20 protein-coding genes, 1 pseudogene and 1 riboswitch are annotated in these 22,565 nt (G+C 36.5%); of the genes and pseudogenes, 10 read left to right on the top strand and 11 right to left on the bottom strand.

From position 1 onward, the window contains the following. Positions 1–720: a trehalose operon repressor gene (gene treR / locus ACTYA4_RS12245; RefSeq protein WP_443481831.1), complete on the top strand. Its 720-nt coding sequence runs from the start codon at positions 1–3 to the stop codon at positions 718–720. 607 nt (positions 721–1,327) lie between these two features. Here treR and ACTYA4_RS12240 read toward each other — a convergent pair. Beyond that, complete coding sequence (locus ACTYA4_RS12240) at positions 1,328–2,095, bottom strand: LamB/YcsF family protein (protein ID WP_443481830.1); 768 nt, start codon at positions 2,093–2,095, stop codon at positions 1,328–1,330. A gap of 1,038 nt (positions 2,096–3,133) precedes the next feature. On the opposite strand from ACTYA4_RS12240, the gene ACTYA4_RS12235 reads away from it, so the two are divergent. From ACTYA4_RS12235 to ACTYA4_RS12215, 5 genes are read left to right on the top strand one after another with little or no spacing between them, the layout of a single operon-like run. Further along, complete coding sequence (locus ACTYA4_RS12235) at positions 3,134–3,694, top strand: biotin transporter BioY (protein WP_443481829.1); 561 nt, start codon at positions 3,134–3,136, stop codon at positions 3,692–3,694. Beyond that, positions 3,695–5,143: an AMP-binding protein gene (locus tag ACTYA4_RS12230; RefSeq protein ID WP_443481828.1), complete on the top strand. Its 1,449-nt coding sequence runs from the start codon at positions 3,695–3,697 to the stop codon at positions 5,141–5,143. Beyond that, a complete protein-coding gene (locus ACTYA4_RS12225; protein ID WP_443481827.1) occupies positions 5,140–6,234 on the top strand; it encodes an acetyl-CoA C-acyltransferase in 1,095 nt (364 codons plus the stop codon). The genes ACTYA4_RS12230 and ACTYA4_RS12225 overlap by 4 nt, the downstream gene beginning before the upstream one ends. Continuing rightward, positions 6,231–6,572, top strand: a complete 342-nt coding sequence (locus ACTYA4_RS12220; RefSeq protein WP_443481826.1) for a hypothetical protein — start codon at positions 6,231–6,233, stop codon at positions 6,570–6,572. The genes ACTYA4_RS12225 and ACTYA4_RS12220 overlap by 4 nt, the downstream gene beginning before the upstream one ends. Further along, the gene (locus ACTYA4_RS12215) at positions 6,539–6,985 is read left to right on the top strand and encodes a MaoC family dehydratase (protein ID WP_445505669.1); all 447 of its coding nucleotides are present in this window, start codon (positions 6,539–6,541) and stop codon (positions 6,983–6,985) included. Before ACTYA4_RS12220 ends, ACTYA4_RS12215 begins: the two co-directional genes overlap by 34 nt. Positions 6,986–7,107: 122 nt before the next feature. Here ACTYA4_RS12215 and ACTYA4_RS12210 read toward each other — a convergent pair whose 3' ends face one another. Next, positions 7,108–7,989 (bottom strand): R2-like ligand-binding oxidase, encoded by an 882-nt coding sequence (locus ACTYA4_RS12210; protein ID WP_443481825.1) that lies wholly within the window; start codon positions 7,987–7,989, stop codon positions 7,108–7,110. Between the two features lie 205 nt (positions 7,990–8,194). Here ACTYA4_RS12210 and ACTYA4_RS12205 point away from each other — a divergent pair, with 205 nt between their 5' ends. Further along, a complete protein-coding gene (locus ACTYA4_RS12205; protein ID WP_443481824.1) occupies positions 8,195–8,413 on the top strand; it encodes a hypothetical protein in 219 nt (72 codons plus the stop codon). A 282-nt stretch (positions 8,414–8,695) separates the two neighbouring features. On the opposite strand, the gene ACTYA4_RS12200 is transcribed toward ACTYA4_RS12205, so the two are convergent. The 3 genes from ACTYA4_RS12200 to ACTYA4_RS12190 form a co-directional block, all read right to left on the bottom strand. Continuing rightward, positions 8,696–9,697, bottom strand: coding sequence for an NAD(P)-dependent oxidoreductase (locus ACTYA4_RS12200; RefSeq protein WP_443481823.1), 1,002 nt, complete (start codon positions 9,695–9,697; stop codon positions 8,696–8,698). 138 nt (positions 9,698–9,835) lie between these two features. After that, on the bottom strand, positions 9,836–11,521 hold the full coding sequence (locus ACTYA4_RS12195) for a hydantoinase B/oxoprolinase family protein (RefSeq protein WP_443481822.1): 1,686 nt from the start codon (positions 11,519–11,521) through the stop codon (positions 9,836–9,838). Beyond that, positions 11,493–13,619, bottom strand: coding sequence for a hydantoinase/oxoprolinase family protein (locus ACTYA4_RS12190; RefSeq protein WP_443481821.1), 2,127 nt, complete (start codon positions 13,617–13,619; stop codon positions 11,493–11,495). Before ACTYA4_RS12190 ends, ACTYA4_RS12195 begins: the two co-directional genes overlap by 29 nt. Positions 13,620–13,881: 262 nt before the next feature. Between ACTYA4_RS12190 and ACTYA4_RS12185 the strand changes: the two genes are divergently transcribed. Further along, positions 13,882–14,637 carry an IclR family transcriptional regulator gene (locus ACTYA4_RS12185; protein ID WP_443481820.1) on the top strand — a complete coding sequence of 252 codons (756 nt, stop codon included), beginning with the start codon at positions 13,882–13,884 and terminating at the stop codon, positions 14,635–14,637. Positions 14,638–14,807: 170 nt separating this feature from the next. Here ACTYA4_RS12185 and ACTYA4_RS12180 read toward each other — a convergent pair whose 3' ends face one another. The 3 genes from ACTYA4_RS12180 to salA all read right to left on the bottom strand — a co-directional run bounded on the left by ACTYA4_RS12180 (position 14,808) and on the right by salA (position 18,278). Beyond that, on the bottom strand, positions 14,808–15,782 hold the full coding sequence (locus ACTYA4_RS12180; protein WP_445505668.1) for a bile acid:sodium symporter family protein: 975 nt from the start codon (positions 15,780–15,782) through the stop codon (positions 14,808–14,810). Positions 15,783–16,139: 357 nt separating this feature from the next. Next, a complete protein-coding gene (locus tag ACTYA4_RS12175; RefSeq protein WP_443481818.1) occupies positions 16,140–17,165 on the bottom strand; it encodes a branched-chain amino acid aminotransferase in 1,026 nt (341 codons plus the stop codon). An 87-nt stretch (positions 17,166–17,252) separates the two neighbouring features. Continuing rightward, positions 17,253–18,278, bottom strand: a complete 1,026-nt coding sequence (gene salA / locus ACTYA4_RS12170; RefSeq protein ID WP_443481817.1) for an iron-sulfur carrier protein/transcriptional regulator SalA — start codon at positions 18,276–18,278, stop codon at positions 17,253–17,255. A 197-nt stretch (positions 18,279–18,475) separates the two neighbouring features. Here salA and ACTYA4_RS12165 point away from each other — a divergent pair. Both ACTYA4_RS12165 and dapA read left to right on the top strand, forming a co-directional pair. After that, a pseudogene (locus ACTYA4_RS12165) lies at positions 18,476–19,254 on the top strand (ATP-binding protein); the annotation flags it as partial. Between the two features lie 159 nt (positions 19,255–19,413). Further along, a riboswitch (Lysine riboswitch) is annotated at positions 19,414–19,592 on the top strand. 126 nt (positions 19,593–19,718) lie between these two features. After that, positions 19,719–20,606, top strand: coding sequence for a 4-hydroxy-tetrahydrodipicolinate synthase (gene dapA, locus ACTYA4_RS12160; RefSeq protein WP_443481816.1), 888 nt, complete (start codon positions 19,719–19,721; stop codon positions 20,604–20,606). A gap of 252 nt (positions 20,607–20,858) precedes the next feature. Here dapA and ACTYA4_RS12155 read toward each other — a convergent pair whose 3' ends face one another. The 3 genes from ACTYA4_RS12155 to ACTYA4_RS12145 all read right to left on the bottom strand — a co-directional run bounded on the left by ACTYA4_RS12155 (position 20,859) and on the right by ACTYA4_RS12145 (position 22,501). Then, positions 20,859–21,227: an iron chaperone gene (locus ACTYA4_RS12155; protein WP_443481815.1), complete on the bottom strand. Its 369-nt coding sequence runs from the start codon at positions 21,225–21,227 to the stop codon at positions 20,859–20,861. A gap of 420 nt (positions 21,228–21,647) precedes the next feature. After that, complete coding sequence (locus ACTYA4_RS12150; RefSeq protein ID WP_443481814.1) at positions 21,648–21,881, bottom strand: cold shock domain-containing protein; 234 nt, start codon at positions 21,879–21,881, stop codon at positions 21,648–21,650. 134 nt (positions 21,882–22,015) lie between these two features. Next, positions 22,016–22,501 (bottom strand): GNAT family N-acetyltransferase, encoded by a 486-nt coding sequence (locus tag ACTYA4_RS12145; protein ID WP_443481813.1) that lies wholly within the window; start codon positions 22,499–22,501, stop codon positions 22,016–22,018. Between the last annotated feature and the right edge of the window lie 64 nt (positions 22,502–22,565).

The raw sequence follows: 22,565 nt of genomic DNA, 5'->3' as shown, positions 1-22,565 counted from the left end.
ATGAGCAGTAAATATGTAGCGCTTTACAGCGATATTGTTTCTAAAATTGAAAATGGCTCCTATACTACCAACTCTAAGCTTCCTTCAGAAAGCAGTTTAATGGAGCAATATGAAATATCCAGAGATACTGTCCGGAAAGCTTTGCATGCATTGGAGCAAAATGGATACATCCATAAAATCAAAGGAAAAGGCTCCTTTGTCATGGATTTCAGTAAATTTGATTTTCCAGTGACGGGATTAGTCAGCTTTAAAGAGCTTGCAGAAAAATTACATTTACAGACGAAGACGATTGTACATACACTGGAGCTTATACCCTCAGATTCTTTTTTGCAAAATCAGCTCGACCTGACAGGCAATGAAAAAGTATGGAAAGTTTTTAGAGCAAGAGAAATAGGCGGGAAAAAGATTATATTAGATAAGGATTATTTTCATCACACCTATATTCCATGTTTAACAAAAGAAATTTGCCAATACTCCATTTACAAGTACATTGAAGAAGAAATTGGACTACAGATAGGATTTGCCAATAAAGAAATTACAGTGGAGCCCTGCACTGAAGAAGATCGAAGTATTCTAGACTTAGAAAATTATCATATGGTCGTCGTCGTAAAAAGCACGGTTCACCTGCAGGATGGCAGCTTATTTCAGTACAGTGAATCAAGGCACAGACCTGATAAATTTAAATTTACCGATTTTGCAAGACGGATACAATTAAACTAATCTGGGTTGATGTTATCCCCTCTTTGTATAGCAATGAACTATTTATACTCTAGAGGGGATCAAGGCGACGAGTGTGAGTTTGTTATAGCGAAATCTAAAACTAAAGATAAAAGTACTTAAAAGGATTTAAAAGAACCATTAAAGTTAAAAAAACACACGTATTGAATTACAGATTAGTAGTTCAACGTGTGTTTTTTTTGACTATAGATTAAGTTATTTTTTTACTTATTCTACTAGGACAATATATTCCTTTATGAAACCTGAAGATACATATTAAAATTTAGAGGTCTTGGAAGAAAACCGCTGTAAAGTATCCCAACAAGAGAAACAATATTTGGATAAGAATCTTTTTAATAAGGCTGTTTTCTAAAAGTTTGTTGTTTTTGAATAAAACAATAGACTTGGTTGAAGCACTGAGCAGCCTGAATACACGTAGACTCCTGCGGGAAAAGCGAGAAAGACGAGACCCCACAGGAGCATAGCGACGAGGAGGCTCGGCACTCGTCCGCGGAAAGCGAAGTGTATTCAGGCTGCGGGGTACATAACAACAATCTATACGAAAAGAGTCATAAAAATAAAGACGAAACTTAATTTGATTTAATTTCTACTAAAACCAATCACCCAATCTACGAATTTCTACTCCTGCTTCTATTAAAGCACTCTTTATTTGTTGTGCAAGCTTTAATGATCCACTTGTGTCTCCATGAAGCAGCAATGATTGGCCGTCAACTTCTATTTCTTTACCAGTTATTGAAGTCACTTTCCCTTCAACAACCATCTTGACACATCGTTTTACAACTGTTTCAGGATCATGAATTACAGCGTTGGGATTATCTCTAGAAACCAATGTTCCATCGTCATTATATGCACGGTCCGCAAATATTACATATGCAACCTTTAGCCCTCTTTGTTCTGCTATGTTAGCCATTTCCCCAGGAGTAGTAACTACCATAAGAGATGGATCAAATCTCACTATGCCTTCAACAATTGCTTCAGCATATTTGCGATTCTCAACAGAGAGATTTCCTAATCGTCCATGAGGAGTTACGTGCTGCAATGTACCTCCATATGCTTTAACAAATGCGTTCAGTGCACCTAATTGATAGAGAATATCTGTTGTAATTTCCCATGATGATAACTCTATATGTCTTCGGCCAAACCCGACCAAATCAGGAAAACCTGGATGCGCACCAATCCCCACATTATTTTTTACTGATTTTTCTACAGCATCTGCCATCGTCCGAGGATCCCCTGCATGAAAACCACAAGCAATATTAGCGGAACTTACCAATTCAAGCAAACTAGAATCATCTGCCATCGTATAAGATCCAAAACCTTCTCCTAGATCTGAGATTATGTCAATTACTTTTCTCATAAAATGCCTCCGTCACCCGTCTTTATTAAACATGTATTATGAATTTCTCATCATTATTATAACGGTATTTACTTCTATATACCTATATTTTTTCTATATTGCTATTCCCCCCAGTATGGCATATCTATTAGATATGCCATATGAGCTTGGTATGCAAGCAACCGTTGTTAACCTTGTTTATTATACTTTCTTCATTTTAGTCCAATGATACTGTAAGTTTTGACGCGATGTTAACAATGTTCGCGTGATTCTCATTCCTATATTCCATCGCCTTTTTCTTGAAGTAATTTGCATCTTGTTTCAACAATTATCCCCTTATTGCTGAAGTAGACCTTGCTTTAACTTATTGGCCTGTTTTTTGCTTGCTGAAACGAGATCAAATAAATTCTTATTGGTTTCTTTGCGACGCGGCTTCAAACGGTTCAACCTGGTCTTGTGTTGTAGAAAATACCTCTTTGCTGATATCTTCAATTGATTGTTGTCTTGTTTCAATGCCTATAACAAGGATAACTAAAGCAACTGTTAGAAGTAATGCTCCTATTGCAATAAAAACAGCAACAGTACCATAATTAGTTAAGATCCAAGCAACTCCATAAGGTGTAAAGATGGATACAGCTCGTCCACAAGCATTACAAAATCCGGAACCTCTTAGGCGAATTTCAGTTGGCCATAATATCGAAGAATTGAATATTTATAATTTACTAAATATTTAAAATTAACAAAAGTCGCACTTAAATAGACCCGCCAATTAAATAATTTATATTAATTAGTAAGAAAATCTTCCATACTCGATTCACATAACCACATTTACCTATTTAAATAGTCTCTTGTTCGACTTAGAAATCAGCGTTTCAAATCCTTCCATTTCAAAGAGGCACTGACACTCTTGCAAGGTTTCAATTAATTCACATTTTCCTTTACATTTACTCCTATTTAGACAGCATCCTTTTCCTGAATTTACAATAAAAATTAACCTTTACAATTAAGCAGGAAGGGTTTTATAATTTTGTTAACTAAAATTGAAAGTAGGTTAACAAAATGAAGTTAAAAAAAATAATGTATGTTTCTATGTTTGCTGCAATTATGGCAGCACTGGGAATTGTTCCGCCAATTTTTTTAGGAATTACTCCTGTTCCAATAACGTTGCAAACATTAGGGGTCATGTTATCAGGAAGTGTGTTGGGAGCGCGTTTAGGTCCTAAATATGCAGCTCTTAGTCAAGCTTTATTTTTATTATTAGTAATGACAGGATTGCCTTTATTATCTGGAGGGCGCGGGGGAATTGGTGTTTTCTTTGGTCCATCAGGAGGCTATTTCATCGGCTGGATCATTGGTGCTTACGTAATTGGATATTTATGTTATCATATGAAAAACGTATCATTTGTGAAGATTTTGCTTACTACTATTCTTGGAGGTATTTTGGTTGTTTATCTATTCGGGATTCCGATTCAGGCAGCTATGATGAATATTTCTATTGCTAAAGCTATTACTCTTAGTCTAGTATATCTTCCAGGTGATTTTATAAAAGTAATTATTTCTTCATTTCTTGCGATTAAATTGCAAAAAGCTATTCCGATTTCAGAAAGGTTGAAGGCCTAAGTGAAAATTACGAGTACATATAGGATATATGCTCAAAAAGATAATAATCGACCTGCCATCGTAACAGATGACGAAAACGTTACATATGGTGAATGGTTCAATTTAGTGCAGCGTACAGCTGCCTCTTTTTTTAATGAAAAGGCAATTTATAAAAGAGTTGCCTTATTCTTGCCAAACGGCCGCTTGTTTTTACAACTATTCGCTGGAGCGAGTGAAGCAGGCTGGGCTAGTGTGGTAGGAGATATAAGGTGGAAAGAGCGAGAGCTAGCGGATCGACTTCAACAAATAACGCCTGATCTTATTATTGCTGATGAAAAGATGAAAGGATATTTTAAACAATATTCAACAAAAACGATTTTTTCAGACGAGATCGAAGAATGGCTATCTTCAAACAGCAATTTTCATAAAAGTGACGAAAATGTCCCTTTCTACATTGGTTTTACCTCTGGTTCAACTGGAAAACCAAAAGTCTTCATACGTTCCCATGCTTCATGGATTGAAAGTTTTCGCTGTAATCAAATAGATATAGGAATGACAGCGAAAGACCATGTGTTAATCCCCGGTTCCTTTATAAATTCTACCTTTTTATATGGTGCTTTAAGCACTTTATATTTAGGAGGCACGATCTACGTGCTGACAAAGTTTTCGCCTGCTCGTTTGATGAATTTTTTACATGACTATCCGATTTCTACTGTATATGTAGTACCTACCATGATTCAAGGACTATTAAAGGAAGGATATTCTTATAAACACCCCGTCTCCTTTCTATCTACAGGAGCGAAGTGGCTGCCAAGCGTAAAGACGAAAATGCGCCGTCAGTTTCCAACCGCTACTTTTTATGAGTTTTACGGGTCTTCCGAGCTTAGTTTTATCTCCGTTTTAAAAAATAACGAACAAATTCAATATGCAGATTCAGTTGGAAGAGCATTTCATAATGTTGAAATTAGTATTCGTAATGAAAAAGGACAGGAATTAGGTGTTGGAGAAGAAGGAATTTTATATGTGAAAAGCAACATGCTTTTTGATGGATATTTAAATAATAAGGAAGAAACAAAAAAAGTATTACACGGAGATTGGGCGACAGTTTATGATATTGCCAAAATTGATGCAGAAGGTTATGTATACATTCTTGGCAGGCAAAATGATATGATTCTTTATGGTGGAATGAATATTTACCCCCAAGAAATAGAACAAGTATTACTTAAATACGATGGAGTCGAGGAAGCAATTGTTTTAGGAGTCAAAGATGAGTATTGGGGGCAAAAAGTGACTGCTTTCATTAAAGGGAATGTATCTTTGCCTTCTTTAAAAAATTATTGTCTTCAGACGCTGTCCTCTTATAAAATTCCACGAATTTGGAGAAAAGTAGAAACTTTCCCCTACACAACGGGAGGGAAGGTTTCACGCCAAGAAGTAAGAAAATCGTTTGAAAAGGGGGAGTTAGGATGACGAGAGCGGTGATCGTCAAAGCAAAGAGAACCGTAATAGGAAAAAAAGGCGGCATCTTAAAACAGTATCCCCCTGAACAATTAGCAGCATTTGTTATTAGAGACCTCATTCAAGACCTGCCTGAACAGGTAGATGAAATTATTTTCGGCAATGCGGTGGGTCCTGGTGGAAATATTGCGAGATTGTCAGGCTTGGAAAGCGGTTTATCTGTTGCTATACCAGGTATGACAATCGACCGGCAGTGCGGCTCTGGATTAGAGGCAATTCGCCTTGCTTGTTTTCTTATCCAAGGCGGTGCAGGGCAAATATATATTGCGGGCGGTGTCGAAAGTACAAGTCAATCTCCTTATGAAAAACGGGCGCGTTTCTCACCTGAACAGATCGGTGACCCTGATATGGGCGTTGCAGCTGAATATGTAGCTGAAAAATATGGGATCACAAGGGAGATGCAAGATGAGTATGCTCTGCTTAGTTATCAACGAGCGATTCACTCATTAAAAAAAGGCTATTATGCTGAGGAACTCGTAAAAATCGCTGATTTTCCCTTGCAAGATGAAGGATTAAATCCGAAACTTAATTATGAAAGAATGCTTCGTCGATTGTCTCCTTGTTTTAAGGAAAATGGTACGGTAACGTTGGGAAACTGTTGTGGAGTCAATGATGGGGCATCAGCGGTCCTTGTCATGTCTGAAGAAAAAGCGAAGGAACTAGGATACGAGTCAATCATGCGTTTTGTGGATAGTGTTGTAACAGGAGTGAACCCAAATTATCCAGCTAGTGGTCCGATTCCTGCCGTTTCGCAATTATTATCTAAGCATTCTTTATCGATTCAGGATATCGACCTATTTGAATTGAATGAAGCCTTTGCTTCAAAAGTAGTCGCATGTGCAAGGGAACTTTCGATTCCTTATGAAAAATTAAACGTAGAAGGTGGCGCCATTGCATTAGGTCATCCTTATGGAGCATCGGGAGCAATTTTGGTAACAAGATTATTTTATGAAGTACAGCGATACAAAACGAACTACAGCATTTCTGCGTTAGGGATTGGCGGCGGAATTGGAATAGCCGTTTTATGGGAGAGTATGTTGTGAAAACAGAGGCGACTTACGTGACAATAACAGAAGAAATGGTCCATAACTATGAAGCTATTTTTGGTAAACAAAAGAAATTGCCGCCAACCTTTCCGATGATCTTTTATCGTTATATCAAGGTTCAATGGAACTACAAGGGAGCTCCCATTCATCGAAAACAGACCTGTGTTTGTTCCAAAGAACTTTCCATCGGAGAAACTTATCAGTGTGTCATTTCACTTGATCAAGAAAAGAAAAAAGGAAACTATACGTTTTACACCCAATCTCTCGTAGGGTATAACTCGGAAGGAAGCGAGTGTTTTCGATGTGTGTCCGAATTAGTCGTACATTTACCATAACGGAAGAAAAAGTGAAGCAATATGCGTTCCTCTCCGGGGACTTCAATCGGATTCATATGGATCAAAAGGAAGCAGAATGTTTTGGATTTAAAGCGCCGATTGCCCACGGAATGTTGACAATGGCCCTTACATCAAATATCGCTTCTTTTTTTATTGAAAAAGGAATGAGAATCTCCTCGTATGAGATGCAATTCCTAAAACCAATATACATGAATGATACGATTCATATATTAGCAGAAACGAAGCAGGAAAATGATTTAACCATTCTTGTCATTGAAGGCAGGAATGAAAATGAAATTGTAGTAAGAGGGCAATTAACTTTGAAGGAGTCTCTGTTAAACAATGATGTTGTTTCTGGGAAGGAAATCTGCGAGACTCCTGCGGAAAAACGGACTTGCAAGACCCCCGAGTAGAGGTACGAGAAGGCTTGCCAGTTCGTCCGAAGAAAGGGCTGTCCAAAAAGTCAGTGTAACTAACTTTCTGAACAGCCCCTAGATATTTTAGTTTCAATAAGGTAAGAGTTCATTCTGTAATTCTATGGGTTTGAGTTTCCTCCAACAGATCGATAAATTTCTTCAATCGTCTGCCCCTTCGCCCTTGCAAGGATCTCGATTCTTAACATAAGCTGTTTTTCCGAGTATTTCTTAATTTCAGAACTGTATTCCTTTCCTTTTTCACCCTCAATAATACCCTCTGCATTTAAGGAGGTAGCAAGAGGTGCCAATTCCTCAAGCTTCTTAACCACCCTGTCAAAAAGATGAGGATGTTCACAAATTAAGCGCTGTAGAAGAAACGTTCCATATGCAATATGCCTTGATTCATCTTTCTTTAAGTGGCCAATGCCCTCTAGAAGTCCAGGCATCTTACCGAACATTTGCAGTCCATCATAAAACGATTTATATCCAGTTTCTGCTAATACCCCTTCTACAAACATATTGTATACAGTTGCTGCATCAGCTATTACCTCTGGGGTTTGTTCATGCCATAGACGTTCCATTGTTTCGGGGAGAATTTCATAAAATAACTTTCGATAGGATTCAGAATGCAAGTGGGTAAGATCGCCTTTTGCACCAATAGCATTTAACACCAGCCGAAAGAATTCAGTATGTTTAGCTTCATCGCATAAAAATGTAGTGAGGAACATCTCCTCTTCTAACCTACCTTCTTTAGCAATCACCCTAAGCAATGGGAGTAAATCAAGAGTAACCGCTTCTTCCCCACCCTGAAATTGAGCGAGAAGTTTCAGAATCCACTCTTTTTGTTTAACAGATAGTGTATTCCAATCTTCTTGATCCTGTGAAAAATTGATAAGCTGAGGGTTCCATCCTCCAAACTTTTTTGCCTTTTGATACAACTGGTACGGATATGAATCTTCCATTAAACCTTCGGAGCCTGTTGTTAATAGTTTCTTTCTCAAAAATATTCCTCCTTAGAGTTACTATACATGCTATTTTATGCAAGGAGAAAATGATATGTTTGGACATATATTCGGGTCTGTTGAAAAAATAAAACAAGAGAATAAAGCGCATATATTAGTTCTAACTTCATCCCGTATAGTTTTAGTAGTCTACATAATTAACATGCTATGTGGAAACATAAAAGAAAAAAAGGAGGTGCTGATCATGTCAGAAGAAAGAAAAGATAGTAAGGCGTATTCAATGTTCCAAGCTAAACTAGTTGAAAAGAATATTTTTAATATCTACAAAGAAGATGTACTTGTAGCGGAAGTGAGAGGAACGAATCCTGAAACACAACAAGTGATTCCGATGCGTGAGCTAAATAATTACGAAGAAAATAAATTGCACGAATATATCGGTCATTTAGGGGAAAGGAACGATTAATTTACTCTTTCAATTATCCCCTATTATATTGTACTATATATCATTTTAGTGAAAAAATCTCTAGAAAAGTGGCCTCTAGAGATTTTTTCAAATCGTAATACTGGTAGCAAGAATCTGCACTTCTTTACCCGCTTAGGAGGTAAGCGTATATAAAATTGTTGAATCTGGTAAAATATTCTTCTATACCATTGCTCCCATCGAATACAGGTTATTTTTTGATAAGTTTCTTCTATAAATTCATTTCATAACAAAGGACATAATGTTAACATGATTATTCTTAAGTTATGATGGTTGAGATCTCTTTTTTCTTTCAACCTCTGGGTTGGCCAAATATTTTGTTTTTTCCCCTCGAAGAATGGCGATAATATTTTTCGAAATTGTAGTGGATGCTATGTAATTACACTCATCTGTTGTTCCACCGACATGTGGAGTTACTATAACATTAGGCAGCGATAACAGAGGTAATTCCTTCGGCGGAGGTTCTGGATCAAAAACATCTATTCCAGCTCCCGCTATTTTTCTATTTTTTAGGCAGTGATAGAGATCATCCTGGTTCACAACAGCTCCACGTGCCGTATTGATTAAATAAGAAGAAGGTTTCATATATGATAGCAAGCGTTTGTCTACAAAGTTTTTCGTGTGTTCATTCAGTGGTATATGCAAAGACACAAAGTCCGACTGAGAAAAAACTGCTTCAAGGTTCGTTGTGACTGTAACATTTAATTCTCTAGCAACTCCATGCTTTTTTTCATCATATTCCCTAACCCCTGCAGTGACATCCATTTCAAAACCAAACGATAATCTTTTCGCTACTTCTTGTGCAATACTGCCAAATCCAATTAGTCCTACTTTTTTTCCTTTTAATTCATATGTTGGAATTAGTGTTCGAGAATGATAGTTGCCTTTCTTCATTTCATGATGAAAAGAAAGAATATTCTTGCTCAAAGCTGTAAGCAGCGTAACAGCGTGCTCAGCTGTTGAAACTTTATTAACCGAGGGTGCATGGACTACTAGTATTCCTTTTTCAGTTGCATATTTTACATCAATGTTATCCACACCTACGCCAGCTCCGGAAATCACTTTTAAGTTCGGACTTGCATCGATGATTTCTTTTGTAATTTTTGCAGGAGCCCGCAAGACGATAGCCTCAACATCTTCAACTAAACGACATATATTTTTCACCCTATAATCGTCCGTTCGAATGACATCCGCGTTTTCTTGTAAATACACTTCCCCATCTTTATGATACATAGATAGAATTTGCAACACCTTTGGTTTTATCATTTACTCCTGCTCCAATCTTCCTAATCATTAATATTATCATTAGCAGTAAATCTAGCACTAGATTTGTTGTATCTAAGTGAACACCTTCACCTATCACAAGTGACAGACTTGTGATAGGTGAAAGTAAAGTATCGACAATTATTTAGAACTTTCCATTTCCACTACATACCAGCCGTCCTTACCAAACTTAACTTGTATACCATATTCAGTCCATGCTTGTTCTTTCGATACATATCCATTGATAACATCCTGCAGCACCGCTTGGGGTGCTCTATCACTCGGATTTCCATATCCTCCCCCTCCTGGAAGCTTCAACGTAACGATATCGTCTGGGTTTAGTTTGTATACTATTTTTGATTTATTAGATTTTTCTTCATTTATATAGACTTCTGCTTTTGCACCTGATTTTCCGCCATCTAACCCCTTTGCTCCTTGATTAATGCGATCAAACATACTAGGAAATTTCCAAGGCTTATTTGTACGTACACTGAATCGAATAGTTTGACCTAAACCGCCGCGATAACGGCCGCATCCGCCAGAATCTGCTCTCAATTGTTTTTCATGGAAAATAATAGGCGCACTTGTTTCCATAATCTCAACAGGAACCCCTCGTACACCTGACGGAAAAGCAGTTGCAGACAAACCATCTTTATTTGGTCTTGCTCCCATTCCTCCCGCTGTAAAGGCAACATATGAAAAATCTTCCCCGTTAATTGGCAAGCTCCAAATGGAGGAAGCTCCCTCTGCAATGGTACGGTTTGGCACTGCATGATACAAAGCACCGAGTACACATTCCGGAGCAAAGTGGCCAATAACATGTCGCGCTGCCGTAGACATTGGAGGAGCTGCATTTACAACGCTTCCCTCAGGAGCTGTGACTGAAACAGGACGGAAGCTTCCTTCATTATTTGGGATATCTGGTGCAATAGTTGCTTTCAAAATATACGTTGTGTAAGCTGTTATATAATATAGGCAAACATTAATTCCTTTCGTGCTTGCTGGCGATGAACCATCATAATCCACGACAATTTCATCACCTTTGACTAGTACTTTACACTTTAACGTAATTGGTTCGTCAAAACCGTCTGTAATTATTTCATTCTCATATATACCATCCGGAACCTCCGAGATTGCTTTTCGCATTCCTGCTTCTGATCGCACCATAATTTCTTCGCCTAATGTATCAATCTCTTCTAATTGAAATTCTTCAAGCATTTCCACTAAACGTTTAATTCCTACTTCATTTCCCAGCACCTGTGCTTTTAGATCCCCTAATACTTCATATGGAGCGCGAACATTAGCAGAGATAATAGTCTGCAGACTTTCATTTAGTTTTCCTTCCATATAATATTTCATATAAGGAATTTGAAGCCCCTCTTCAAATATGCTTTCGCCTTCCGGAGTATATCCCCTTCCCCCAATATCAGCTACATGGCAAGTGGAGGCAAAATATCCTATTAACTTGTCTTTATAAAAAGCAGGTGTAACGATGGTGACATCAAGAAGGTGACCAGAGATTTCATATGCGTTATTGCCAATAAGGACATCGCCCGGATGAAGCGATTCCGGTGGAAATTTATCTAAAAAGTGCTTCACACCTAATGCCATAGAATTAATGTGTCCCGGTGTCCCGGTATTAGCTTGGGCAATCATATTTCCCCTACTGTCAAATAGGCCTGCTGATAAATCCTCTGAATCTGCTAAAATACTAGTAAATGAAGTGCGTATTAAAGTTTTAGCTTGTTCTTCTAAAATCGTGATTAAACGATTCCACATAATTTCAACTTGAACTGGATTAAATGTGCTGTTTTGCAAATTTGCCATTAACTTCATCTCCCTCTATGTGTTTCTCTTTTTGTAAAATTAAATTTAAAAATGGATCCACTGATATAGAGAATCCTGGTGTTACGACCATTGTAGATTCCCTTTCTTCAATAATGGCAGGACCTTTTATAGAGATTCCAGAATGTAAATTTTTCCGATCATATACAGGTGTTAATCGATAATCCGCATATTCTCCAAAATAAACGTTTCGATAATTCTTAGGCTCCACTTTTTGATCATTTTTCGCTTGCAGGTTTAGGTTTATTTCCGGTATCGGCCCTTGGACAATGACACGCCAATTCAACGTTTCAATCGCCATGTCATTTAAAGCTTCCGCGTATAACTCTTCATATTGGATCTCAAAGTTTCGTTTAATTGTATGAAATGATTGTTCTGTTAATGTTTCATTTGGAATTGGCACTCTGATTTCATAACTTTGGCCAGTGTACCTCATTTCACAACTTCTAAATATTTGAATGTCATTGGATGAAATATTGGACTTAGCAAGAAGACGCTCTCCTTCTTGTTCCATTTCCTTCAGTAATTTCATTACCTCTGACCAGTTCATTTGATCAAGGCGGCCTTGATAGCTTCTTACAAAATCAAAAGCTATTGGCGAGGATAGAAAACCAAATGCTGAGCCGACTCCTGCTCCTACTGGTGAAATAACTGTTGAGATATCCAAGATAGAAGCTACATTGCATACATGCACGGGTCCTGCTCCTCCTGTTGCAAACAATGGATAATCTGTAATATCCTTTCCTTTTTCCACCGTATGAATGCGAGCAGCACTTGCCATATTTTCGTTTACTACTTGATGTATTCCCCAAGCGGCTTCTACAACACTTAAACCAAGCGGCTTTGCAACTTTTTCTTCAATTGCCTTGTAAGATGCATCTGCGTCTAATGCCATCTCTCCCCCTAAAAAGAAATCTGGGTTTAAGTAGCCTAATACTACGTCTGCATCCGTTACCGTAGGATTTAATCCACCTCGTCCATAGCATGCTGGTCCCGGTTCTGAACTAGCACTTTCCGGTCCAACCTTTAACAATCCAAGTCGATCAACATGGGCAATGCTTCCACCACCCGCACCAATCTCAATCATTTCAATTACTGGAACCTTCACTGGTATGCCGCTGCCTTTCATAAATCGATGGGCACGTCCTACTTCAAACTCGTTGGTCACTAACGGAACTCCATCATCTACAACGCTTGCTTTTGCTGTTGTCCCGCCCATATCAAAAACGAGGAGATTGTTTAAATCACAAAGCTTACTATAAAAGGATGCAGCCATAGCTCCTCCAACTGGACCTGATTCTAATATGCGAATCGGAAATTGAATTGCTGTTGGAATCGTACAAGTGCCGCCACCAGATAGCATCATATGAAATTGCCCTACAAAACCTCTGTTGTCCAGTTCTTCCTCTAAGCGATTTAAATATTTTTCTACAATCGGCTGCACATATACATTTGCTATTGTCGTGGTAGTCCTTTGGTATTCCCGAATTTCCGGTGATACTTCTGAAGAAATGGATATACGAATTTGCGGAGCCTCTTCTTTGCCAATTTCCATAATTCTCTTTTCATGTACAGGATTTTTATAGCTATGCAATAAACATACTGCGACAGCTTCTACATTCTGTTTTACTAATTCCTTAAATACTTCTTTTACATTTTCTTCATCCAATGCAACAAAAATTTCACCCGATGCAAGCATTCTTTCCTTTACGGGAAATCTTAGGGATCGTGGGACAAGCATCTCAGGTTTTTCCAAAAACAAATCATATAGATCATATCGGTTCTCTGTCCCAATTTCGATTTGATCACGAAATCCTTCTGTTGTTATTAATGCCGTTTTTACCCCTTTTCTTTCTATTAAGGCATTAACAACTAATGTTGTGCCATGGATGATGGATTGAATGTCTCCATATGAAAACCCATACTTCTCTAAATTTTCATCCAGTCCCTTTAAAAATCCTACAGATGGATCCGGGTATGTAGTAAGCGTTTTTCCATAAAATCGATTCCCTTCTTCATCAAGAAAGACTAAATCTGTAAATGTACCACCAATATCAATACCAATATTTACTTTTGTCATATTCTACCTCCAATATAATTTTTTGTAATGAAGATCAATCTGAATTCATTTTTCGGTTTTCAAAAACCGAATTTCGGTTTAAATGAACTATACTATGTCCCATATCCTCTTTCAACTAACTTGTAAGATTTATTAACATAAAATTTTATGTTATTATCAACACTTTCTTTTATATGGACTAATAAGAAATTATTCGGAAGCTCTTGTAACATAAAAATTTGTATGTCATGATTAGTTTATATGTGGAAAAGGAGAAATATTTATGAATGTAACAATTGTGAAATCAATGGACGTTCTGTATCTTTTTATTAAGCACCCTAAACTAAATCTAAATGAAATCGTTCAACTTTCAGGAAAGCCCAAAACATCTGTTCAGAGAATTGTAAATGCATTTGAAGAGATTGGTTTCCTTGAAAAAGATGAGAATGGAAGGTATTCACTCGGATTATTCTTTCTGCAATTCGGAGACTTAGTCCATAAAAGATTAGATATTAATACAATTGCTTCTCCTATTATGCATAAATTAAAGGAAGAGGTAGAGGAAACGATCATTCTTACATACCTTCAAGAAAGTGAAACCGTCAATATTGCCTCTGTAGAATCTGAACAACCAATACGGCTTTACTCTCAAATAGGTCAAAAATCTCCCTTATATGCAGGAGCAGGCTCGCGAATTATTTTGGCTTTCTTAGAAAAAGAACAGTTAGAAACCTACCTTTCTAATACAAAACTCATCAAACTCGCCTCAAATACAATAACCAATCCTAACGAACTTCGCCGAGTATTAAAGAAATCGAAAGAGGATGGATATGCAGTCAGCTACTCTGAAATAACGGATCTAGGAGCAGGTATTGCAGCACCTATTTTTAATCATCGAGGCGTCCCAATAGCAGGGCTTACCATTTCAGGAATTGATACGATTTTTACAAAAGAAAAAGAGCCCCTATTTATTGAAAAAGTGAAAGAAGCAGCTAAAGAAATTTCTATAAAGCTAGGATATACGGAAACCCTAACATAAATTTAGAAGCATAAACTGAAAAAAAGAAACGCTAGCCACAACGTTTCTTTTTTTGTTTACGATTATAAATTAAGCCGTGAATTCTACTAAGAAGAAGAATTGACAGTGATCGTAAGTATCTATATACGTAAGAGTTATTAAAAAACTCTATTAGCTTTTTAAAGATCTATTTAATATTTCGATTCGTTTACTTCAGCTTTAACCTGAGTTGACTTTGAATAAAAAATTTTAATTAACTGTCCATAAAACGCAGCTAGTATTTGTTGAAATAACATGCCGATTACTACGGGCATTGCAACTGCGGGTGGGAAGAAGCTTACTGCTAAAACAGCACCGGCACTTATATTCCTCATGCCGCCCGTATAAATCATGCCAATGATTTCTTCTTTGCTTCTTTTGGTTAAAACACCAAGAATCCAAGCGAAAAAATACCCAGATAAAGCAATCAAAAAAATCGTCAACGCAATTTGAATAAATTTTTTATCAATATGGCGTAAGTAAGGTGCAACAACAGAGCTATTGATGCTGACAACAGCTGCTAATTCTACTTTAGAAAAAGGAGCTAATGTTTTATTCCATTTTTCTGCAACAGACTTGGAATATTGGTTAATCGCCATGCCAGCTATAGAAGGTAATACAATCATACCCAATAACCCCTTCACCATCCCCCATATTTCCAAGTGAACACTTTCTCCCACAAAAAACGACATGCTGAGTGGAACAAGAAAAGGAGAAAGCAATGTATCTAATAAGATGATAGCCAATGTCAGCGGCACATTTCCTTTATACATCGAAACCCAAATTACGCTTGTAATCCCCGTAGGAATAACAACTGCCAATGTTAATCCGGTAATAGTAAAAGGATCATTTTGAAAAAATAAATGCCCAATCGCAAATGCCCATAATGGGGTAATGATATGTAAAACAGCTAACGTTAAAATTAATGATAATGGATGAGTAATAGTGTGTTTTACTGATTTGAAATTAGATGTGAGGCTGCCAGTAAAGGTCATAGCAGCAAATATCCAAGGAACTAAAAAAGAAAGGTGATGTAGAAAATTGGCTAAAAGTACACCAATAATGACACTAATAGGTGTAAGAAGAGCCATCCATTTTCCGAGAAAAGCATTTAATCTTTGTAACATTTTCTGAACTCCAATCTAATTACTAAAAACATACTAATTACATAGGAGAAAATTTCCAACTATTTTTTTCTATGTAGATTTATAGGTTTTCTTATGCGAATCCCAAAACTTTTATAAGTAAATCAATTCTTGCAACTTAATTTTACTTATAAAAGCCTAAATAAAGCATTAGATAATACATACAATAAGAATGAATTTTCAGATAACAATCTTTAGTTAGTTTTTATAATGAAAATTTTCATATTCTAATTATTTTGTATCAAAATATTTTTTATCTTGTATTTTTGGTAAAAAAAACGAATGACAGACTCCTTTGTCCGTCATCCAATGTTTAAACGCTACTAAAAATAATATTGATTATTCAATCACTTTTATCCAACCTTCAGGAGCTTCTATGCTTCCTAACTGGATTCCAGTAAGTGTATCATATAATTTTTTCAAAATAGGTCCCATTTCTGACATGCCACTTGGGAAGCATATTTCGTTCCCATGATCGTTTATTTTACCGACTGGTGAAATAACCGCTGCTGTTCCACACAAACCACATTCTGCAAAATCTTTCACTTCCTTAAAGTATACTTCTCTTTCCTCTACTTCAAGGCCAAGATATTCCTTAGCAATTACCATCAGTGACCGGCGGGTAATGGATGGTAGAATGGTTTCTGACTTAGGTGTAACCACTTTGTTGTCCTTTGTAACAAATATGAAATTGGCGCCGCCTGTTTCTTCTACTTTTGTTCTAGTTGCAGAATCCAAATACATATTTTCATCAAATCCATTTTCATGTGCCGTTATAAGAGCATGAAGACTCATAGCATAGTTAAGTCCTAACTTGGCATTTCCGGTTCCATGAGGGGCAGCACGGTCATAATCACTGACACATAGGGTAATTGGCTTTGCTCCTCCTTTAAAATAAGGACCAACTGGTGTAGTAAATATTCTAAACTGGAATTCTTCAGCTGGTTTAACACCAATAGTTGGGTTGGTTCCGAACAGATAAGGACGTACATATAAGGAAGCACCAGAGCCATAAGGCGGTACATATGCAGCGTTCGCTTTTACTGTCTGTACAACGGCATCAATAAACCGATTTTTTGGAAATGGAGCCATATGTATTCTCTTCGCAGAATCTTCCAAACGCTGTGCATTTAGCTCCGGTCGAAAAATAACAATTTTTCCGTCTTGCGTGGTATATGCTTTCATCCCTTCAAAACATGTCTGGGCATACTGAAGAACACCGGCACATTCATTGATTACAATATTGCTATCCTCTGTTAAAATGCCTTCATCCCATTTTCCGTCTTTAAAATTAGAAACATATCGCTGATTTGTTTTTCTATAAGCAAATCCAAGGTTTTCCCAATCAACACTTGTCTTTTCCATTTGCCAAAACTCCCTTCTTCCTTTTGGTTAATTTTAACATAATTCACCTGATTAATTATTGCAATTTTAAGATAATTCTTTATTTAATCATTCTAATTTTATTATTTGTTCTGCTATTTCCTTATATTTAATACCTGTTACGTGATCTTCTTGATAAATAGAAGGAGCGAAATTTTCTTCATCCCAATAAGGTTGAACTATAGGCAATTGGCCTAATAGAGGAATATTCATTTCCTCTGCCAGCCTGCTGCCTCCTCCTTGGCCAAATACATATTCTTTTTCTCCAGTTGTTTTGCTTTCTAAATAGGACATATTTTCAATAATACCAATTACTTCATGTTTTGCTTTTAAAGCCATTCCTCCTGCTCTTGCTGCAACAAATGCGGCAGTTGGATGTGGGGTGGTTACAATAATTTCTTTGCTTGAAGGTAGCAAGGAATGCACGTCCAAAGCAACATCTCCTGTACCTGGAGGCAAATCAAGGATAAGATAATCTAAATCTCCCCACTCTACTTCATGAAGAAATCTAGCAATCATTTTTCCTAGCATTGGGCCTCTCCAAAGAATAGGGGAATTATCATCCACGAAAAAACCCATTGACATTACTTTTACACCGAAACGTTTCACAGGAATTATTTTTTCATTTTCAACAGTAGGGCGTGTCGTTATTCCCATCATATCTGGAACGCTAAAGCCATAAATATCCGCATCTATTATTCCAACTTTTTTCCCTAACCTTGCAAGTGATACTGCAATATTAACTGAAACGGTAGATTTCCCTACGCCCCCTTTTCCACTAGCAATTGCAATATAAACAGGGGATCCTTTTGGTTTTTGTGCTTCTTTTATTGCATTCGTCCTCTCTCTTGGCAGTTGGGTAAATCTAAGTCCAACCGTCTCTACTCCATTTTCTTTTAATACAGATACAATATTCCCCTGCAATTTCAACTGTTCTGAAGAATTCAACTTAGCTATAGCCACTTTTATACTTACATGATTTTTGTTTTCATCCCATTTTATTTCTTTAATAGAATCTATTTCTGATAAAGATTTTTGAAAATAAGGATCTATTATATGCTTCACTAAATTTTCTATTCTTTCTTTTGTCGCCATAAGCTATTCCTCCTCTTTCACTATCGATATGAATCTCCTATTATTCAACTTAAGAGCATTGATCCTATAAAGGATTATCCATGTATAGTCTGTGACTATATATTCACTGAAAAATAGGCCTTTGTCTATTGTAAAAAGTAAACTATAAAAATATTTTAAATATTAATATTTTTATATAAATTATCCATATCTCTTTAACAGCGTTTGGCAATTCAGGCGTTTATATTGAAAAATTTATAGAAGATTTTAGGCTGTAGAAATTCAAATTTTAGCCGATAACTTTGGAAATACCATTCATTTAGATGCGCGGGATTGCAGTATGCAGAGACGTTTACAAAAATTAATCGAAGAAACACCATCCCCTGCTATAACAGAAGAAAAAAGAAATGAAATAGGTGAGGCAGCTGTTCGTGCAGCAAAAGCTGTTCATTATTCAGGCGCAGGTACAATAGAGTTTATTTATGATTATAATGAGAATAAATTTTATTTTATGGAAATGAACACACGTATTCAAGTGGAACACCTAGTTACAGAAATGGTTACAGATGTTGATTTAATAAAAGAACAAATCTATATTGCATCAGGGGAACCTTTAAAAATATCACAAGACATGATATCCCTAAATGGCTGGTCCATTGAGTGCAGGATTAACGCTGAGAATCCAAAGAAAAACTTTATGCCATCAGCTGGAAAAATTGAAAAATACCTTCCATCAGGCGGATATGGAGTAAGAGTAGATTCCGCTGCTTATCAGGGGTATACAATTCCTCCCTATTATGACTCAATGATTGCAAAAGTAATCACTTATGGGAAAACAAGAAATGAAGCGATAGACCGTATGAAAAGAGCACTTAGTGAATTTATTATCGAAGGCATTCATACAACCATTCCATTCCATCTTCAAGTTCTTAACGATGAGACATACGTGAGCGGAGATTTTAATACTAAATTTTTAGAGCATTTTAAAATGGTATAAGATCATAATTAAAAGCCTTTGAATGACTTATCATTAAGTTTCTATTAATACAGGATTTAATCAAACTTTTTATAAAAAAAATATATAATCCTTGCATGTGAACCAATTTCCTGCTATATTACAGTCAATTAAATATTTTCTTATTTCAATACTTTTTGAAGTGAGGATAGAGGTGCAAAGATCATGAGTACACAATCTGAGGAGAATGAGATCCAATGACAATTGTGGAAAGGGGTATTTGCCGAAGCAGAAAGAATCTCATGTTCTTGAAGCTGGTTCTGCTGTTGAATAAATACAGAACTGTCATATGGGAAACTATATGGAGGGCTATCTTGCGCACTGGAACGATTTTTATTTATTTTGTTTCTACTGCAGCAGCCATTCCCTCGCTGCTGCTTTTTTCGTTCCTAAAAAATGGCCCTATCACCTCTAATTAAAAAATTTTAAAAAGGGTGTGTAGGTTTATGAATTTTGGCCAAGTATTAACAGCAATGGTTACTCCGTTTGATCATAATGATGAAATTGATTTTCAAGCAACGAAAAAATTGGTTGAATATTTAATTGCAAATGGAACAGATGCTTTAGTTGTCGCTGGAACAACTGGAGAGTCTCCAACATTAACCACCGAAGAGAAGATCGAATTATTTAAATTTGTAGTAAAGGCTGTTGACGGAAGAGTTCCAGTCATCGCTGGAACTGGCTCAAACAACACGAAAGCTTCGATTAGCTTAACGAAAATTGCTGAGGAAACAGGAGTCGATGGCATCTTGCTCGTTGCTCCATACTATAATAAACCGTCTCAAGAAGGATTGTACCAACACTTTAAAACGATTGCTGAATCAACTTCTTTGCCAGTCATGCTTTATAATATCCCAGGACGAAGCGTAGTTAATATTTCTGTCGAAACAATCGTTCGTCTTTCAGAGATTCCTAATATTGTTTCAATTAAGGAAGCAAGCGGCAACTTGGATGCGATGGCAGAGATCATCAGCAAAACACCTAGTGATTTTACGCTCTATAGTGGCGATGATGGATTAACAATGCCAGTATTAGCGATCGGTGGAGTAGGAGTTGTTTCCGTTGCTTCTCACATCATTGGCAATGAGATGCAAGAAATGATTGATTCCTTTAAAAATGGCGATGTCCAAAATGCTGCTTCTTTACATCGCAAACTGCTCCCAATGATAAGAGCATTATTTACAGCACCAAGCCCTTCACCGGTAAAAGCTGCATTAAATCTAAATGGAATACATGTTGGTAGGGTTCGCTTGCCGCTGGTTCCTTTAAGCAATGAAGAGCAAAGTGAACTTGAAAAAGCTTTGCAAACAAGTAACATTAACGTTACTTGTTGAAACAAATAGATTAAGAGAGAGACTTTCCTCTCTCTTAGTTAAAACCGCTCATTCACTTGATACAACAAGATCGATATCTGCCAAAAGCACAATCCGTACCCTTATTTGAAATGATTTTTTAAAACATCTCTTTCAATCCTAGTACTAGAATGAGTATCACATTCTATTTTATTTAATGTTGACGTCATAATTGAGTTGCAAAAACGCATGACATTTTTCGTGTCATGCGTTTTGATAAGGCGTGATGTATTATTACCGCCAAAAATTCGTATATTCTGCTTTATCCTGAATATTAAATTCAATCATTTTCTCAAGTAATTCGTAATTTACCGGCTTATTCCACGGAATTCGAAACAAGCCTTTAGTAGAGCTGTATCCAGCTTGGGCAATTTCATCAGCAAAGTACGTAATGCCTACTTCTTCGGGTGAAACGCTCAAATGATGCTTCGCTGTGGAAAAGCCGATAATAAATGTGCCATGATCGGTAAACATTGGCGTATTCCACTTGATTTGCGGTTCCAAATTGGGGAATTTATTAACAACCCACGCCAAAATTTCTTCTGTTCGATCGCGGTGATCGGGGTTATCAATATCCGCTAAATATTTCGCAAAAACTTCCATATTTTTCTCCTTTACTCATTATTATCGCATGCAATTTATTTATCTCCGTTTCAATCTATTTAACCTAAAATACTACTAAGAAACCAATTGTAACATGATCCCCTTTACCTTTTTAAATACCCTCCGTTAATTTAATAAAAATAGCTGCCTAATTTGACACTTGTTCTTAATAAAGTTCTGGTTATTGGGAAATCAGTGATAATACAAAAAAATGAACTTACTCCGAAATTGAATTAGTTTACGAGTCAGAATTAACCAAAATGCAATATTAATGTATATCCTATACAATTCTAGAATTGCTGGTATCCGTATTATCTTTGTAAAAAGGATAATTTTCTCCTTATTTTATTAAAACGCCCTATAATGGAACAACAGAGTTGCTAAGCCGGTATAGCTCAACAATGCCGATTCTATCTCACATCATTCATTTTCCATTGTTAATCTCACATTTGAAGCTCGACGTGACTGTTCATTTAAATTCGGTATCTCCTCAAGGTTAAACAGTACGTGTTGTCCAGATGAAAGTGATTTAAAACCATCTATTTGAATAGAACTGAAGTGTACCCAAACGTCATCTTCACCTTCAACAGAAATCCATCCCCAACCTTCTTCTTCATAAAAAACTTTACAGACTCCTATTAAATCATACCTCATTTAGGATCCCCCTTTGTACACAAATTCCATACAATTACTATTCTAATTTAACTAAGCTGCAACCTTTAGTTTATTAAAATAAAGTTACTGGCAACCATTGTTAAACTATTGCGCCAGTTTGTTCAGTAACTTTATTATTCTTTGATTATTTCATATTCGCATAAAAATCTCTCAACACCAGGATATTTCTCACCAAGATTTGTTATCTTAAAACCAAATTTCCGATAAATTTCCACAGCATCTTCATCCGTTTCAGCAAAAAGCTTTCGAGGAGAATATTTGTAACAAATGAACTCAATCATTCTGCTTCCAATACGATTTCCTCTAACATTAGGTACAACGGCAATATGTGTTATTTCGAATTCATCCCGCCCTAAAATCTTTATTCCGATACAACCAACAATCTTTCTTTTATAGACAAATCCATACAATGTATGGTCTGAAAATCCAACGTATTTCTCATATGATTGGAAAATTCTCTCTTTGGAAGTGGCATAGGATAAAAGTTCACTTACCTCTGAAGTAATTGTTTTAGATATTATCCTGAGCACTATGAGTTCACCTTTTTCATAGTTTAGACAGTATTTAACTCCCCTTTTATTGAACTGAACTGCATTCACTTTTATTCAAATCCTTCTAACACCATAGTATAAATGATGCTTTTTATGTACAAAACATAAAAGA

The sequence above is a fragment of the Niallia yueguangensis genome (genome assembly GCF_052663115.1).
Note: the sequence above shows the minus strand (reverse complement) of the source record. Positions and strands in the feature narration are given on the sequence as shown.